At 52.4% G+C, this 16,944-nt stretch carries 16 protein-coding genes; 4 read left to right on the forward strand and 12 right to left on the reverse strand.

Annotated elements, in window-relative coordinates; translation table 11 throughout:
- A complete protein-coding gene (locus G0Q06_RS11190; protein ID WP_163965934.1) occupies positions 1–1,122 on the reverse strand; it encodes an aminopeptidase in 1,122 nt (373 codons plus the stop codon).
- A 46-nt stretch (positions 1,123–1,168) separates the two neighbouring features.
- Positions 1,169–1,900: a 1-(5-phosphoribosyl)-5-[(5-phosphoribosylamino)methylideneamino]imidazole-4-carboxamide isomerase gene (hisA, locus tag G0Q06_RS11195; RefSeq protein WP_163965937.1), complete on the reverse strand. Its 732-nt coding sequence runs from the start codon at positions 1,898–1,900 to the stop codon at positions 1,169–1,171.
- 142 nt (positions 1,901–2,042) lie between these two features.
- Between hisA and G0Q06_RS11200 the strand changes: the two genes are divergently transcribed.
- The 4 genes from G0Q06_RS11200 (at position 2,043) to G0Q06_RS11215 (ending at position 4,988) form a co-directional block, all read left to right on the forward strand.
- Positions 2,043–3,113 carry a M42 family metallopeptidase gene (locus G0Q06_RS11200; RefSeq protein ID WP_238710726.1) on the forward strand — a complete coding sequence of 357 codons (1,071 nt, stop codon included), beginning with the start codon at positions 2,043–2,045 and terminating at the stop codon, positions 3,111–3,113.
- Positions 3,114–3,116: 3 nt separating this feature from the next.
- Complete coding sequence (astD, locus tag G0Q06_RS11205) at positions 3,117–4,430, forward strand: succinylglutamate-semialdehyde dehydrogenase (RefSeq protein ID WP_163965940.1); 1,314 nt, start codon at positions 3,117–3,119, stop codon at positions 4,428–4,430.
- Positions 4,431–4,579: 149 nt separating this feature from the next.
- Entirely contained in the window at positions 4,580–4,810 is a 231-nt protein-coding gene (locus G0Q06_RS11210; protein ID WP_163967355.1) for a BrnT family toxin, read from the forward strand.
- Entirely contained in the window at positions 4,797–4,988 is a 192-nt protein-coding gene (locus G0Q06_RS11215) for a hypothetical protein (protein ID WP_163965943.1), read from the forward strand. The genes G0Q06_RS11210 and G0Q06_RS11215 overlap by 14 nt, the downstream gene beginning before the upstream one ends.
- A gap of 282 nt (positions 4,989–5,270) precedes the next feature.
- On the opposite strand, the gene G0Q06_RS14810 is transcribed toward G0Q06_RS11215, so the two are convergent.
- The 10 genes from G0Q06_RS14810 to G0Q06_RS11265 form a co-directional block, all read right to left on the reverse strand.
- The gene (locus tag G0Q06_RS14810; protein WP_163965946.1) at positions 5,271–5,513 is read right to left on the reverse strand and encodes a type II toxin-antitoxin system HicA family toxin; all 243 of its coding nucleotides are present in this window, start codon (positions 5,511–5,513) and stop codon (positions 5,271–5,273) included.
- Complete coding sequence (locus G0Q06_RS11225) at positions 5,510–5,719, reverse strand: type II toxin-antitoxin system HicB family antitoxin (RefSeq protein ID WP_163965949.1); 210 nt, start codon at positions 5,717–5,719, stop codon at positions 5,510–5,512. Before G0Q06_RS11225 ends, G0Q06_RS14810 begins: the two co-directional genes overlap by 4 nt.
- A gap of 380 nt (positions 5,720–6,099) precedes the next feature.
- Entirely contained in the window at positions 6,100–6,906 is an 807-nt protein-coding gene (locus G0Q06_RS11230; protein ID WP_163965951.1) for an SDR family oxidoreductase, read from the reverse strand.
- 27 nt (positions 6,907–6,933) lie between these two features.
- A complete protein-coding gene (locus G0Q06_RS11235; protein ID WP_163965954.1) occupies positions 6,934–7,920 on the reverse strand; it encodes an NAD-dependent epimerase/dehydratase family protein in 987 nt (328 codons plus the stop codon).
- A 13-nt stretch (positions 7,921–7,933) separates the two neighbouring features.
- Positions 7,934–9,103, reverse strand: coding sequence for a glycosyltransferase (locus G0Q06_RS14700; RefSeq protein ID WP_163965957.1), 1,170 nt, complete (start codon positions 9,101–9,103; stop codon positions 7,934–7,936).
- Positions 9,104–9,109: 6 nt separating this feature from the next.
- Complete coding sequence (locus G0Q06_RS11245; protein ID WP_163965961.1) at positions 9,110–11,083, reverse strand: heparinase II/III family protein; 1,974 nt, start codon at positions 11,081–11,083, stop codon at positions 9,110–9,112.
- A gap of 149 nt (positions 11,084–11,232) precedes the next feature.
- Positions 11,233–12,471 (reverse strand): UDP-N-acetyl-D-mannosamine dehydrogenase, encoded by a 1,239-nt coding sequence (gene wecC, locus G0Q06_RS11250; RefSeq protein WP_163965963.1) that lies wholly within the window; start codon positions 12,469–12,471, stop codon positions 11,233–11,235.
- On the reverse strand, positions 12,468–13,625 hold the full coding sequence (gene wecB, locus G0Q06_RS11255) for a non-hydrolyzing UDP-N-acetylglucosamine 2-epimerase (RefSeq protein WP_163967357.1): 1,158 nt from the start codon (positions 13,623–13,625) through the stop codon (positions 12,468–12,470). Before wecB ends, wecC begins: the two co-directional genes overlap by 4 nt.
- Positions 13,625–14,809, reverse strand: coding sequence for a glycosyltransferase (locus tag G0Q06_RS14705; protein WP_163965965.1), 1,185 nt, complete (start codon positions 14,807–14,809; stop codon positions 13,625–13,627). Before G0Q06_RS14705 ends, wecB begins: the two co-directional genes overlap by 1 nt.
- Positions 14,806–16,941: a bi-domain-containing oxidoreductase gene (locus G0Q06_RS11265; RefSeq protein WP_163965968.1), complete on the reverse strand. Its 2,136-nt coding sequence runs from the start codon at positions 16,939–16,941 to the stop codon at positions 14,806–14,808. The genes G0Q06_RS14705 and G0Q06_RS11265 overlap by 4 nt, the downstream gene beginning before the upstream one ends.
- Positions 16,942–16,944 lie beyond the last annotated feature (3 nt).

Consider the following 16,944-nt stretch of genomic DNA (forward strand, 5'->3'; position numbering starts at 1 on the left):
TTAGTCAGCGAGGAGGTAATCCGGGTTAAGCTTGTGCAGGGACTTGGGAATGAAAATGCCGTTTTTCCGGATGAGCTTACCGTCAAAGTACATCTCGCCTCCGCCGTATTCCTTGCGTTGGATGTGGACCATGTCCCAGTGAACCTGCGAACGGTTGCCGTTGTCAGCCACGCCTTCATATGCCTGGCCCGGCGTGAAGTGGAAGCTTCCGGCAATCTTCTCATCAAACAAGGTATCCCGCATCGGTTCGCGAATGTGCGGATGGAACCCGATGGCAAACTCGCCAATGTAACGCGCCCCGGGATCACTATCGAGGATGGCCTTCAGCTTCCGGTTTTGTCCGGCACAGCTCGCCTTGACGATTTTCCCTTTTTCAAATTCGAGGCGGACATTGTCAAACGAGATGCCTTGGTAGACCGAGGGAACGTTATAGGTGAGGACACCTTCCACGCTGTCACGCACCGGGGCAGTGAAGACTTCCCCGTCGGGGATGTTTCGCAATCCGGCGCACATCACAGCCTCAAGTCCGGCAATGGAGAAACTCAAGTCCGTGCCGGGTCCCTTGATTTGAACGCGGTCGGTCTTGTCCATCAGCTTCTTCAAGGCACGCTGACCGGGTAACATGCGTGAATAATCCATGCAACAGACACGGAAGTAAAAGTCCTCGAATGATTCCGTACTGGACAGGGATTGCTGCGCCATTGCCGGGGTTGGCCAGCGAAGAACCACCCATTTGGTCTTCCGGACGCGCCAGTTCTGGACTTGTCGCATGGCCTTCATGGCCTTTGCCATCCGGGAACTGGGCACATCAGAATTTTCGAAAATGTTATTGGCCCCGCGCAGGGCGATGTAGGCGTCGATTCCCTTCATGCGCTGCAGCTCGTGCTTTGCCTGGAAATCGATTTGCTCGTCCGTCACCTCCATCAGCATCTCGCGCGATACCCGGGCGTGATGCAACTGGACGTGCGGAATTCCCTTTTTTTCACGGACGGCGCGGACAAGTGCCACGACCATTTCGTCCGGTACGTCGAAAGCATCGATCAGGACACGCTCCCCTTTCTTTACGGAGACCGAGTAGCCAACAAGGTTTTTAGCCAATGTGTTATAACGTGGATCCATCATATGATGGAATCTGAGCCGCCTTTTAGTAATTGGCAAGTCCTGCCAGCTATTCGCCGGAGAGGCTGACTGCTTGAGCAAGGTCGAGGCTACCATCGTAGATGGCCTTGCCTGTAATGACCCCGTTCAGGTTGTCATACTTGGCGGCAATTTCCTTGAACCGGGCAATATCCTTGATTGAGGCGACTCCACCCGAGGCAATGACGTCAATTTCAAGGGAATCGAGCAGCTCGATCTGGGCCTCAAAGTTGGGACCGGTCATCATCCCGTCCCGGCTGATGTCTGTGTAAATAATCGTATGAATACCAATCTCCTGAACGGAATGGCTGAACTCGATGGCCGACAGGTCGACTTTCTCAATCCAGCCTTTGACAGCCACTTTTCCATCCATGGCGTCGATCCCCACAGCGATGCAGTCAGCGGAGAAATTATGTAGGCACTCGTGGAGGAAATTTGGGTCAGTCACGGCCTTGGTACCGATGACCACGCGCTGAACGCCCAGATTGAGCCATCGCTTGATGACTTCCAGGGAGCGAATTCCGCCGCCCAATTCCACTTTCAGGCCCGATTGGAGGATGTTCTCCACGGCTTCCGCGTTTTCCTGCTTGCCCGTAAAGGCTCCGTCCAGGTCAACCACGTGCACCCATTCTGCTCCGGCTGCCTTAAAGTCCGCCGCCGGGATGGAGGCGTCTTCGGCATACACTGTCTCGGCGTCTGCGCGGCCCTGTTCGAGACGAACAACGCGGCCGCCCTTTAGATCGATTGCTGGGTAAAGGATCATCTACCCAACAGGGATAGCAGGAATTCGGGTATCGACCAGTCGAATTTGCAGAAACCTGCCACTTAACAATTTTTTGGCAATTTCCCACCGGAAGAAGTTTTCCTTTGACTGGAAGGATTTACAGGCATGGCTATACTACATTATGAGTAAAATCACCAAAGCACCCGAATTTCTTGTTGAGCTTCTAAACGCCCGTTCCCCGTCAGGGTACGAATTCGAGGCCCAGGCCGTCGTTGATAAGTATGTTGAGTCGTCCGCTGATGAGTACCGTAAGGATGCCGTCGGAAACCGCATTGCCACCGTCAAGTCCGGCAAAGGGCCAACGGTCATGATGACAGGCCACATGGACGAGCTGGGACTGATTATCACCTATGTGGATGATCAGGGCTTTCTGTACTTTGATACGATCGGCGGGATAGATCTCACAACGATCTCAGGCCGGCGTGTGGCAATCCTCACGGAGAAGGGAATTGTCAAGGGCGTCACTGGCCGGCGGGCGATCCACTTGCTCACGGCTGAAGAGCGTAAGAAGGTCCCGGAAAAGTTTAATTTGTGGATCGATATTGGTGCCAAGGACAAAAAGGATGCCTTGAAGCGGATCCAGATCGGTGATGTCGCGGTCTATGATCAAGCGTTTGAACTGATGACCGGCAGCATCGGGATTGCCCGCGCCTTTGACAACAAGAGCGGCTGCTACGTGGTCTGCGAAGTGCTGCGTCGGCTTGCAAAGGATCGTGAAGGGCTCAAGGCAACCGTGGTCTCCGTGGCCACAAGCCAGGAAGAGATTGGTTGCCGGGGAGCGCGCGCTGTCGCAACAGGTGTCAAGGCGGACTTTGCCATTGCGGTGGATGTGGGCCATGCGACGGATCATCCGGAATGCGATAACCGGCGCTTTGGTGAAAACCTGCTCGGTAGTGGTCCGATCATTACACGCGGGGCTAACGTCAATCCGATCATGTTCAAGAAGCTGGTGGCGATTGCCAAGAAGGAGAAAATCCCGTACCAGATTGAAGCGGACCCGCGACCGACCGGAACGGATGGCCGTGAGCTCCAGATGGGCCAAGGTGGCATTCCCACAGCGGTGGTCTCTATCCCGCTGCGCTACATGCACACGCCGAGCGAGATAGTCGACCTGCAGGATGTCGAGAATACCATCCGCTTGCTGGTCGCCTACGCAAAATCCCTCAAGCCGGGTGATTCTGGCGATTGGTAGGACATGACCATCGACCCTACCCCGCTCTTTTCGAACGCACGCAAGGCCTTTCAAGCGTGGTCAATGACCGCTTTTGAAGAGCGTTGTGCCATTCTTCGCCAATACGCCTCCGCGCTCGAATCCGCCAAGCAATCCCTTGCGGAGACAATTGCCCGGGAAATCGGCAAACCGTTGCCGGAATCACTTGGAGAGGTCGGGGCGATGATCGGCAAGGTGGAAATCAGTATACATGCCTACGAACAGCGTTGTGCTGAGTTTACAGGCGGACCGTCCGTAACGCGCTTCCGGCCGCACGGTGTCCTGGTCGTCCTCGGGCCGTACAACTTTCCCGGACACTTGCCAAACGGGCATATTGTTCCCGCATTGCTGGCGGGGAATACGGTCATCTTCAAACCGAGCGAATATGCCCCGAAGACCGCCGAGGCCATGCTCGCGATATGGCGGGAAACACCTTTGCCCAAGGGAGCGCTCCAGCTCATTCAAGGAGGGCCCGAAGTCGCAAAAACCCTCACCGCACACCCGGAGGTGGATGGCGTCCTGTTCACTGGCAGTGCCCGCACCGGCAAGCTCCTCGCGCGACAGTTTGCCGAGACACCAGGCAAGGTTCTCGCCCTCGAGATGGGAGGCAACAATCCCCTCATTGTCGATACCCCTAATATCGCCGACCTCGAACAAGCCGCAAAAACAACCGTGGAAAGTGCTTTCATCTCCGCTGGCCAGCGTTGTACCTGTGCCCGACGGCTCATTGTCATCAACTCCGAAAAAGCGAGTGACTTTTTCGATACACTGGTGTTACAGGCCTCCGGCCTGTCCATCGGTGATCCGTTCGCAGACCCTCCCCCTTTCATGGGACCCCTCGCCCATCCAACGTTTGCGGAGGCTGTGCTCACGGCGCAAGCGGACCTGCTCAAGGCCGGGGCCACACCGCTCCTGCCGGCAAAGGCCCTTGATCTGGGCAAGGCCTACGTTTCCCCCGGAATCCTTGAGGTCACGGGTCTCACAAACCTTCCCGACGAGGAAGTGTTCGGTCCACTCCTGCAGGTCATCCGGGTTAATGGCCTTGATGATGCCATTCGGATCGCCAACCAGACGCGCTACGGACTCGCCTCCGGGATCCTCACAGATTCCCGTGACCGCTACCAACATGCCTATCAGCGCCTGCGTGCCGGTATCATCAATTGGAACGCCCCGCTCACCGGCGCCTCCAGTGCCGCCCCCTTTGGCGGTATCGGCGACTCCGGCAACCTCCGCCCGTCCGCCTTCTTCGCCGCCGATTATTGCGCCTACCCCGTCGCCTCAATTGAGCGGGGGGAATAACCATTGGAGGGCGATTCGTAGTTCCAGTCCCCGCTCCACTAGACCGGAATACGCCCCTTCTCGTGGAGGAACTCAGGGGGAAGACCAGAATTCATTCGCGTGATCCGTAGTCCGCTGTACTCCCTACCTGAATTTGACCGTTTTTCGCACTGGCAAAGCATGGGATCGATTTCATTCGTGCACAACGGCTCTGGCTGGACAAGAAAAGGGTTGAAACCACCGCCAGATCCATGGAGGGTGAATGCCGCTTGCGACTGATTGCACGAATTGACCAATCCCTTTGGGCCGCCATATTTACCAAGAGGAAACAGGCTGTCAGATTGATTTCCGTACGACGCGCCCGGAAAAATGAGAAAGAACTTTATAATGAAATCACCTAAGTCCAAAGGAACGCTATCCAATCGGGATGGCTCCGCTTCGATCACCGTGGAGGAATTCGACCGGCGCTTTGATGCGGGAGATCCTTCCATCGAGCAATTCCTTGATCCGGCCACGACTTGTCGCCCAGAATTGAAAAAAAAGAGTCCCAAAAATAAGCCTTCCCTTCTCAAGGATTAATGGGTTGTCCCATTCTCATTTGCAGTCGAAATTTTCGACCACAACATCTCGCTTGTCTCGCGACTCGTCCTGCGACTTGTCCGGCGTAGCGCAGTGAAGACGGAAGCCTTGGCGGTGCGGGAAGCGCGCAGCGCGGAGGCGGGGCGAATCCCTGGTAACCGGCCACCCATTTATCCAGAACCCCAACGGGGTTCCACCGTCTCCAGGAATTTTCCGGACCCAGCGAAGGAGGGCATACTGGGAATTGGGCGCAAACATCCCTGACAAGAAGGTTCTCGCAGACTACAGATCCAGATACTTTAAAAGTTCGTCTCTCTTCATCCCGTGGTGACAGGCGATACTCTTCAGAATTCCGTCCAGCGTCCCAGGCTTGAGGGGTTTATGTTTTGGAATGACTTCGTGATGCTTCCCGCCCGTTTGGGTCGTCAGGCGCATATGAGATCCGCGCTGACGGGTAATGCGATATCCCAGGGCTTTCAGGCACCTCGCTAATTTTTCCCCATCAATATCCCTTGGCAATCTCATACCGCGAGGACCTCGTCCCGCACGAAATGCAGACGGATAATTGCGGGGCGATCATCCTCTTCATCGAAATAACAATTGACCGCCTCCCTGACATTGCATCGCAATTCCTCCAGGCTGTCTCCCTGTGTGTGAACCCCGTACCCCAAGGCGTTTGCTGAATATCCACCTGTCGCGTCTTCCAGAACCTCAAAAATAATCTCTTTCATACCCGTATTTTCGCCGTCACTCCCTTGAGGGCAAGTCCTGAAACTTTCCATGGAATCCATATTGTCAGCTTTTCCAAGGATTCACAGCGACTCAAGTCTCCGCTCTACACGAAATTGATTGTTTTTCTTCCTTGCACAACATTCATCGAGGAGTTGCGCGTTCACGCGCGATCCCCGGCAACCGGCCACACATCATCCAACTACGAAATACCCGAAAAACACGAAATTATTTCAGGATATGGCTTAGCTATCAGGGTTATTTGTGTGATTTGTAGTTTCGCCTATTTCGCGTGTTTCGCTGTGCCCTGCCGAAGCTCGCTGAGCGTAGGCGGGTAGTTTCCCTTATTTATATACCGTTAGGTTTTTGGCCAAAAAAACGCCTAGCTCTGTGGCTTGGTGTCTCCGTGCTTGTCTTGCGAAGCCTTGGCGACCGTGTCCGACGTAGCACAGCGTAGACGGAAGCGGGATGAGAGGATACCCACCACCTCAGCCGCCACTTCCTCCGGTTCGACCATCTTCTCCATATGACCATCCTTCAATCCGCCAAAGGCTTGTACCAGCTTTTCCGTCATCGGCGTATTCACCGTCCCGGGCTCAAGGCAATGGACAGAGACATTCCTTCTTTGAAATTCCTTCCCCAGCACCCTTGCCGCGCTTGCCAGGCCGCCCTTGCTCGCCGCATACACGGAAAATCCTTCACCAGCATCATGTGCAGATTCCGACCCCAGCAAAACAATGCTCCCGCCCGACTGGATGATCCCCTTCCGGTAAAAGTGACTCAGCACCACCAGCGGCGCCTCGAGGTTCACCGACAGAGTCCGCCTGATCGCCTTCAGCCCGAGCATCTGCCCGGCTGCCAGCTCGCAAATCCCCGCGGACCAAACAATTGCTTGGACAGGCTCAATTTCCGGAATACTCTTCGGATCCTCCGCCCAGGCAACGACATCGCCGAGGAGGAGTTCAATCCCGGCGTCCGCATCCCCGGAGGATCGGGCTCCGTCCCGACTGCATTCGGACGCCACAGAGGACATCCCGCCATCTTTATCATTGAGACACCTTTTCCGCACCTCTTCCAACCGCTCCTCATCCCGTCCATGGAGAATGACGGCCCAGCCTTGCCCGGCACAGGCCCGGGCTACCGCTGCGCCGATGCCGCTCGATGCGCCGATGATGAGGATGCGTTTCATTCCTGAAGAAGGTCTCTCATGTAGTTATTATTCATTCCTAAAACTGGAAAGTGTCTTCCTCAACCCATCCTCCGCACGCACGGGCATCTGCTCAATCCCGAGGGCCTCTTTCAACTTTGTGTTCGAGGCCACATACGATTCGGTGAGTTTCTTCAGCCGCTCACTGTTCAGCGGCAGGTGCAGGACATCCCCCACCCGCGCCATGGCCCGTACACAACTTGGCGGCAATCCCCAGATCCGCGGCTTTCTTCCCACGGATTCTGCAATCAGCCTGACAATGTCATTTGTCGACACAGCTTCGTCATCCGCCACTTGATACGTCCCAACGGGTCCACCGCTCTCCACCAGCCGACGCAATACGTGGATCATATTATCGATAGAGACAAAGGTACGCCGATTCTCAAAAGCCCCCAATGGCCAGGGCACCCCGCGGCTGACAATCCCGTACAGCTCATTTAGGTTTCCCTTGTTCCCCGGACCATGAATCATGCAGGGCCGCAGGATGGTGATGATTTTTTCGGAACCCATGAGTCGGGCCTTTAGGCTCGGTTCCGCTTCTGCAAGCGTGTTTCCCCGCACATACTCCTCTGCCGCCAGTTTCGACTGCCCGTATGGCGTTTTCGGGTCGGGTTCGGCCTCCTCTGTCAATTCATCACCCGTTACCGTATCCGCCACCGCCTTCACCGAACTAAAGAAAATAAAGTGCTTCGAGTCCGACTTCAGGAACCAATCGAAGATCGCTTGCGTCAGCCCGAGGTTGATGCGGAAGTACGATTCCGGATCCGCCGCGTTGCTCGTGTCGTGCGCTTTCCCTGCCAGATGGATCACCGCGTCGACCGGTGGTACCCGCATGGCAGCCACGTCCTCCCATGAAAAAACCTGGTCCGGTGGATAGGCCCCATTGCCCGGAAGGTCCACACCCGAGAGCGCGAAGTCTCCTTCAAACGCCCGGTAGAGGTTTGTGCCGACAAAGCCGTTACAGCCGGTGATGAGGATGCGTTTTCCCTTTTCCATTCCGTGTTGTTACTTAGACTGTCTTTTTCAAATACAAATCAGCAAGCTCACTCATTATACTTGTCCGTTTGAATTTCTTAATGAATTCGCTTCTGTCAATTTGGGAATCCCTGAAGTTGAGCAACTTTTCAGTGAGTTGAGGGGAATCACATGGATCAAACAGGATGGCATCGGGAAGATTATCCCGCACAAATTCGCGGGCATAGCCTGCAACTCCTGCAATAATCGGCAATCCAATCGCCCCGTATTCAAAAAACTTTGAAGGAAGCGCTTTTTCAAAGGCTTTCAACCGATTAAGGTGAACAAACAGAAAATCACTTTTTCGATACACATCCAGTAATTCATCACGTTTTACAGGATCATGGAGGACAACGTTTGAAATATTCAGTTCTTCAATTCTTGATGTGAGTCGCTTGCGTGTGCCTCCATCCCCGTACAGGTGAAAGACATAATGGCTTTCAAGCGCTTTCGCTGCATCTGGGATAATTCTGTCAAGGCCTTGGCCCTCACCCATGTTTCCAGCGTAAGTAATTACTTTCCGACCATCTATCGATCGGGATCCCTCAGGTGTCATTCCCATGAATTCAGTATCGATCCCATTGGGATGGAAGCTAAGCGGCTTTTTGAAAGGGAGGAAATCCTTCTCGAACCCTCTGGAGACGAGGTTAATGTGGCAAGCCCGACCGAAGGCACGGCGCTCCACCAGTCTCAGACTAACGTCCAATGGCAGGCGAATTAACGGATTTTGAAGAATCTCAGTGATGTTTTCACGGAACAGGTCACGCATATCCAGAAAGAGAGGGACCTTTTGTTTCCTTGAAATCACCGATCCAAGATATGCAGTAAAAAGACGAGAAGATGATGCATAAACTGAAGTGAATGACAATCCCTTGCTTGCCCGCAAGGCCTGACGGTAGAAAGCAGAGAAGGAATGAATCTGGTCACGAAACCCTCCAGCATGGGGAGGAATTTCAAACCGATAAATGGAGAGATTTCCATCCTTCTCAACTTTTGGTGCTTCTACGCGATGAGTACTGTATCGATTTGGACAGGTTGTGAAAACGGTAATTTGATCATTCTCGCCGACCTTTTCCTTCAGGGCTTCGACAAATGCGGTATTCCTGAATGATCCGGCACAGAGGTCAGGCCTGTAATAAAAAGTCACTATAAGGTGGTGTCGCATTTTCTGTTATTCGATCGCGTCCAATTGTGTCGTCAACTCGTCAATTTTGTTGATATTATCAGAATCACTCAAAACCAAGAGTAGTTCATTGTTACTTGTTAGTTTACCTTGCAGAATAAACGATCCACATGCCGCATGGAAGCTTTCCCCACCGAATCGAAGGTAAAGGGGCTCTGGACCGAAACAGCTGTAGAAATTGATGGTACTCGACCGGACACTGCTTAGGAGGCAATCCCGATGTTCCAAGCTGCCATAATGTTCAGAGGAAAAGCCTAATCCGGTTTGTTGATCTCCATTGACGAGTTTCTGGGACAGCCCCTCCGCATCGCTTGTTACCGAGACATAGTAATCGCCCTTAGCCGTTTCCATTTTGAAGACATTGTCCTCAAGAGTCCCGTTGTTGGAACACAGCAGCCAGTTCAGGGAAAACAAATACTCGTTCGAACTACTGGCTCGATCAATAACCAGAAAAAAATCCTCCATTATATGTATAAGTATTCGTGAATATCGAACCTTTCCAGGAAGATTATTGAAAGCAGTATGCGACCCAACCAAGACCGCGAGATTCCCTTTGGCAGATCGTAAAGTTCCGCTCGAATATCCATGAACCCGTGGATACTTAATAAATCGGGTAATCGATTCCATTTGATCGCGCTCATCCAGGCACAGGGAATTATGAAAAGCCGATCCCGCAAAACCTCGATTTAAAGGAGGGGGAGCATTATAGGAATAGGTTCCAGCATCGATTGCGATAGGAATTCCCTGCCATGTAATGTGGCACGCAAGCATGTCAGAATGGGTGGCCCGATGAAGGGTCTTACCCGCTCTCATCATTGCAAAAGAATCACCGTTTCGAAGAATGCCGATCCCTGTTGGTTTCGAATACAAATCATCTTGGGTAGGAATTTTTTGATGCACTTTGGCAGCATTCCCATTTGTTATCCAGAAGGATAACTCATCCCACGGACCATCTTGCAAAACCTTTTCATTACCAATTACGGAAATTGCCTGCACAACAGGACGATAGTCGTTGAAGTCACAAGTTGTCAGGGGAAGGTTGAGGGATCCATCGTTAGATCCATAATTCGGCAACCTGCCCTCCCCATCCATCGCCTGTAGCAGCAGGTTCATTGAGCACTGCATTCGCTCTACAACTACAGGAGCAAACTCATCACCACTCGCTTCACTCACCCAATTCGCCCAAATCAGGACATCCAGCATGCAACGCAAGTAGTTGAATGAGTACATGCAGCAAAATCCATCCTCATAAATGAGTTCTTCGGTAAGGGAGTTAATGAGTTTAAGTCCTTTTTTCCTCCATCCCGAAGCTTCAGGCAAACCGGGAAACAAGGATCCTACTGTAAAGAGCCCAACACCTTCACTGTGCCCGTGGTTACTTTTCTGACTAAGAGCATAATCAAGATTTGCTTCCACGCGCCTGGCCGAAGCGGCAATCATTTCAATCAGTGACTTAAGCCGTTCCGCAGTAGAGGATTTGGCCTCTTGCAGCCCATTCAGAGCGAAGACCCATGCCATCAGGCGAATGGAGATTTCCTGGCCACACTTCCAATTTACACCCAACTGCGGAGGATTGTTTTTCCTCCAATCTTCGAGAGCTGCCCAGAACCCTTCTGCATACTTTTCATTGTTTGTCGCGAGATAGGCACGGGTCAAATCGTAGGCGAAGGAAAACCGGCTGGCCTCCCAGATGACCTTTATATCACCAAAACCGAAATCCCCCAATTCACTCCAATGACACTCAGTGGGTGCGGATTCTCCCGTGAAAGGATTTTTGTGCCAATTGGGAGGAAAGCCGGTCTTTTGCCAATTGTGGAAAAAGTACTGAATCTCCCCACCGAGAATGCGATCAGCACGGGAAATAACTGTAGGCAACGTATCCTTGAATTGCTCCCTGTAAGCGGCCGCCATTTCGCCCGCATCAAAAAGGTGGACACTTTTACTGGTTTCATCCGATTCCAAAGAGAACGCCTCCCATGGACTTGCGGGGAGGCGCCTCTTGAAATAGCCAACTTTCAATTTGAGGGCATAAAGGGTCCTGAAAGCAATGAATCCGGGTCCAAGGAGCCGCAGCACCTTGAATAAGTTGTTCAACTTATTAATCACTGAGGTTAACGAAAAACACCCTTAGTGTCGATAAGCACCTTACCGCGCAGGCGCGTCTTGGGAATACTTTTGAATTGTCGGTGATCAACGAGAAGTACAACGATATCAGCCATTTTCAACGCATCATCCAAATCCTTAAGCTGCGCCTTTCCCTTCAGCCCTTTTGGCAATTCCCGAATGTAGGGCTCAACAATGAGAACTTTGTGGTCCTTTTCCTTCGCTAGTTCGCGGGCTATATCACAGGCTGGGCTCTCGCGCAGGTCATCAACATTCGCTTTGAATGCCAGTCCCAGACAGGCAATCACCGGCTTCTTGAAGCGTTCAGCCTTGGCTCGCACCTGCGAAATCACATGCTGTGGTTTTGAATCATTCACTTCCCTGGCTGTCCGAATCAATCTAGCCTTATCACCTGCCGCATCGACAATGAACCAGGGATCCACCGCGATACAATGCCCCCCTACCCCAGGACCGGGTTGAAGAATATTTACCCGCGGATGCCGATTGGCCAACTCAATCAACTCCCAGACATCGATATCCAACTGATCGCAGATAAGGGATAACTCGTTGGCGAAGGCAATGCTGACGTCCCGGGAAGCATTCTCAGTCAGCTTGGCCATCTCGGCGGTCCTGGCATTTGTTACAAAAATCTCAGCGGTACAAAATACCCTGTAGAGTTCCTTTGCAGCCTCTGAGGCCTCCGGTGTCAGTCCACCTGCAATCCGGTCGTTCGAGACGAGTTCTTTCAGCATCTGCCCGGGAAGAATGCGCTCAGGACAGTGTGCATAAAGAAGTTTCTTCGGGTTCACCTTTCTGTTCGTCCTTTTAAGTGCCGCCTCAAGCCAACCTTTGACCTTCTCTGTCGTACCTACCGGACTCGTCGACTCGAGGATAATTAATGCGCCATCTTTCACGACTGACGCGATGGATTCCGTCGCCTTTTGCACAAAATTCAGATCAGGAATCTTTTCCCCGTTGTGTCCCTTTTCAAAAGGGGTCGGCACGGCTATGATATAGGTCCGTGCAGAGGCCGGCTCGGTAGCAGCAACTAGATTACCTGACTGAACAGCAGCCTTAACAAGGATATCCAGATCCGGTTCCTCGATATGGATCCTTCCTTGATTGATGGTATCAACAACTCTCTGGACCACATCCACCCCAAGGACCTGTTTGCCTTTGGTGGCAAAGATTGAGGCGGTCGGAAGGCCGATGTAGCCAAGTCCTAATACGCAGATATCGTAGTTCATATTGTTTCCTCTAAAATTCTAGCAATCTGTGCAGCCGACTTGCCATCCCCATAGGGATTCTGCAGTGAGCTGCGGCGTTGATATTCCGCGTCATTTTCGAGAAGGAGTTTCGCTTCCGCGAGGATCGTATCCGGATCGGTCCCGACCAGGCGGCAAGTACCTGCTTCGACGCCCTCAGGTCGTTCCGTTGTTTCGCGCATGACGAGCACGGGCTTTCCGAGACTTGGGGCCTCCTCCTGCACGCCACCTGAATCACTGAGAACAAAGAAACTCCGATCCATCAGCCAGATAAAGTCGCGATAACCAACCGGCTCGATTAAAGTCACATTTGCGTTTCCGCCGAGTATGCGGCGAACTGGCTCCTGCACCCGCGGGTTCAAGTGGACCGGGTAGAGAATGCCCACATCAGGATACTGCTTGGTCAATTCAGCAACTGAGTGGCAGATGTTTTCAAATCCATGCCCAAAGGATTCCCGGCGATGACCCGTCACCAGAATGAAGCGACCGTTCGTCTTACCGGACCGCATGAACTTTGTGCAAAACGTTTCTGGAATACCACAGCGCTCCGCTACCTCCAATGCCGGAATACCATCCTTGCGCAGGCGTTCCCGCATCCAGAGCAAAGCATCGATCACCGTGTTACCGGTAACGGAGATCGTCTTGGGATCAATACCTTCCTTTAAAAGGTTTTTCCGGCTGGTTTCCGTTGGACAAAAGTTCCATCGGGCAAGCGGAGTTGTCAGCTTGCGGTTCATTTCCTCAGGAAAGGGCGATCGCATATTGCCGGTGCGAAGGCCGGCCTCCACATGGCCAACCGGCACACTTGCATAAAAGGCGGCGATGGAAGAAGCCAATACAGTCGTCGTATCCCCCTGTACAAGCATCGCATCGGGATTTTCCTTCTCGATGAACTCAGTCACGGCGTTAATGACCCTTCCGGTTAATTCCGGTAGAGTCTGGCCATGTTGCATCAGGTCGAGGTCAAACTCCGGCTGGATGCCGAAAACCCCCACTGCCTGATCCAGCATCTGACGATGTTGGGCAGTGGATAAAAAGACGGGCTCAAGGGTTTTGCTCTTTTTCAGGGCAAAATAGACCGGGGCCATCTTGATGGCCTCCGGGCGCGTTCCGGCTACGACGGCAACTCGTTTCATCATGTTTTTTGAAATTGTAGGATTAACTTTTCAAGTCGAGTGAAGAGATTGTCTCGATTAAATTCATTCTCTGCTAATTTTCGGGAATTTCTCCCCATGGTAGCACAACGAATGGGATCTTCGGCCAGTTTCTCGAGAGCATTGGCCAAAGACGCTGCATTGCCTGCATCGGAAACCAAGCCGCAGTCCCAATCTGCAATTAGCCCAGCCAGCCAACCGGGATAATTGCAGACGACTGGTAAACCGCAGCTGATATAATCAAAGAACTTGTTGGGTGAGGTTCCAAATTGGAAGGCTTCTATATCTGCGAGGGACATCAAGCCGCAATCACATCGGCTTATCAGTTCGGCCAGTTGATTTTTTGGAAGAGGATCCATAAAGACAACATTGGACAAGGCTTCATTTTTGACCCTGTTCATTAAATGCGGTTTAAGGTGTCCATCGCCAACCAGGAGCACTTTTATCCCGTCACAGGCATGTTTTTTAAGATAGGCTGCTGCATCCAATACTGAATCCAAGCCATTTGCCCGGCCATGAGCACCGCAAAATACAGCTACAAAATCCTCCGAGCCAATCTTGGGTGAAACAATTCGCTTTTCCCTACATGGCTTGAAGAGATCAAGGTCGCAGGAATTTGGAATCATTTCAATTAATGCATTTGGTCGTTTTTTCCGGATGCCCTTAACGATGCCAGGTGACAAACCAACCAAAGCGTCAGCAGATTGGTAGGCGAAGGATTCAAATATCTCCAGAACACCCAGAACAGAGCGGCTACGGATGATACCCATAGCCCTAGGCAATTCCGGCCAAAGGTCCCGTACCTCGAATACGAAAGCTTTATTACGCAGGTGCTTTCCTACCAATGCTGGAATTGCGACTGTCAGAGGGGTCGAGGTTGCATAAATGATATCGTACTCCAGTCGAAGGACCTCCCACGTCGAAAGGATGCTGAATTTCAGGAACCCGACAATCCGTCGAAAGTACGAGTCGTTATTTGAGGCTGAGGCCCCAACCCGGACGACATTGATGCCGTCCGCTCCCTTGATCGTGGTCCACCTGGACCGTCCACAGAGCATTGTCACTTCATGGCCAGCGGCCACAAACCGCCTTGCAAATTCATAGGACCGTGTTCCAGCCGCTCCTTGTGGAGTGGAAAAATACTGATGGATATAGAGTATTTTCACGCCTGCTCAGCGGCAATGAAACTTGCCTCTGTAACGTCCAGAATTTCTTCAATAGCTATGGGCGAGGATCCGCCACAATTAACTGCCTCGATGAATGCGGCAATTTCGGCAGAATGCCCCTTGTCCTGCCGGCGAAGTTTTTCCTTCTTGAACCCAGGCCAGCGGTAACCTGTCAATGTTCTGAAATTATTCATTCGCAGGATGCCGCCTCCGCAGTAGACATCCAGGCTCTCACGCTCCAAAGACTTGTTACCGTTCCCGAAATAGTGAACAGTCCCCATTGATCCATCCTCAAATTCAAGATGGATTGAGACAATATCATCAATAGCGACACCACCTTTTTTGGCGAACGTGGTCTTTACATTGCTAATTTCAGATCCGGCGATGTATCGGAGCGTATCAATAAAGTGGCAGGCCTCACCAAGAATACGACCACCGCCTTCATCCTTCAGTTGGGACCAATGGTCACGTGGAATCATTCCAGCGTTAACATTGAAGATCATCGCCATTGGCCCAGTCCGCTTTGCCGTAAGTTCCTTCATCTTCCGGATAAGTGGGGCAAACCTTCGATTAAAACCGACCATAAGCAGTGGAGATGTGTCACTTGCCTCCTTTGTGTCACAGGCGTCCCCGCCTGTGAAAAAGCTCCTAATCTCCTCCATCTCCTCCTTCCGGATACACAACGGCTTTTCCACAAATACGTGCTTCCCCGCCTTTAACGCCTCCATCACCAGCCTGCCATGATTGGCATGCCGAGTTGTGATGAACACGGTATTGATCTCCTCATCCTCAAAGATCAGGCCATTATCTGTGACGGCGCTTTCAAAACCAAACTTCTTACCCAGATGGGAAGCAGTTACGCCGGTGCTTGAAGAAATTGCCTTGAGCCGTGCTTCAGTCTTTTTAAGCGCCGGCAGAATGACCAATCCGGTGAAGCTACCTGCCCCGATCACACCAACTACAGGTTCAGAGGCAGCAGTTTGAGCAGCACCAAGACGGACGGACCGCTTCAGGTTATCCCCCTCCGCCAAGCTATACTCGAGGACAATCCCCATTGCGTCACCGCTCCCGACCTCTCCATAAGCCTCGAGTGCCCTGTCGAAGGAATAGCGGTGAGTCGTAAGAGGATCCGTCTGGACCTTTCCCGAAGCCATCAGTCCCAAAACTGCTTCAAAATTCCGCTGCTCAGTCCAGCGAACATGACCATAGGGATAGTCATTTCCTTTCTGCTCATATTCAGGATCGTAGCGACCCGGTCCATACGCGCAGGAAACCTGAAAACTCAACTCTTTCTCAAAAAAGTCAGCCCGGTTGAATTCCATTCCAACGACACCCACCAAAACGATTCGACCACGCTGGCGACACATTTGAGCAGCGTGATGAACGGGATCATTGCTTTTGGTTGAAGCGGTGATCAATACTCCATCGACGCCCTTCCCGTTCGTCAATGCCATTGCCGCCGCTACGGGATCCTGCCCGCTGGAAAGATCAATCGACTTTGCACCAAATTCCTCCGCCAGTTGGCACTTCTTGGAATCAAAATCGATGCCGATCACCTTGCAGCCATTCGCCAACAGGATCTGAACCGACAACTGTCCAATCAGACCCAACCCGGTAACGACAATGGTTTCGCCTATTGTCGGCGCAATAAGCCGAATTCCCTGCAGGCCAATCGCTCCGACGACCCCATAGATCGCACTGGACGGTTCGACCCCTTCAGGAACTTTCTCACACAGGTTCTTCGGGGCGCAGACAACTTCCGCATGGTTGCTGTTGGATAGGACTCGATCACCAACCTGAAAGTCCTCCACCCCCTGCCCGACTTCTATGACTCTTCCGACATTACAATATCCGAGCGGCAAAGGCGCATCCAGCTTGGCCCGGACCACCTCGATGGTTGGCATCAGCCCGTCCGTCTTGATCTTCTCTAGAACCTGCTTGACCTTCTCCGGCTGCTGGCGCGCCTTTTCCAACAAATTCGCCTTTCCAAAGTCGATCAGCATCTTCTCCGTCCCGAGGGAGACAAGGCTCGCCTCGGTGCGGATCAGTAGGTGTTTTGGTCGGACCTTGGGAGTCGGTACATCAGCGAGTAGGGTCTCGCCAGAAGAAAGGTTTTGTAGGATCTGTCTCATGAA

This window comes from Oceanipulchritudo coccoides, assembly GCF_010500615.1.
Taxonomy (GTDB): Bacteria; Verrucomicrobiota; Verrucomicrobiia; order Opitutales; family Oceanipulchritudinaceae; genus Oceanipulchritudo; species Oceanipulchritudo coccoides.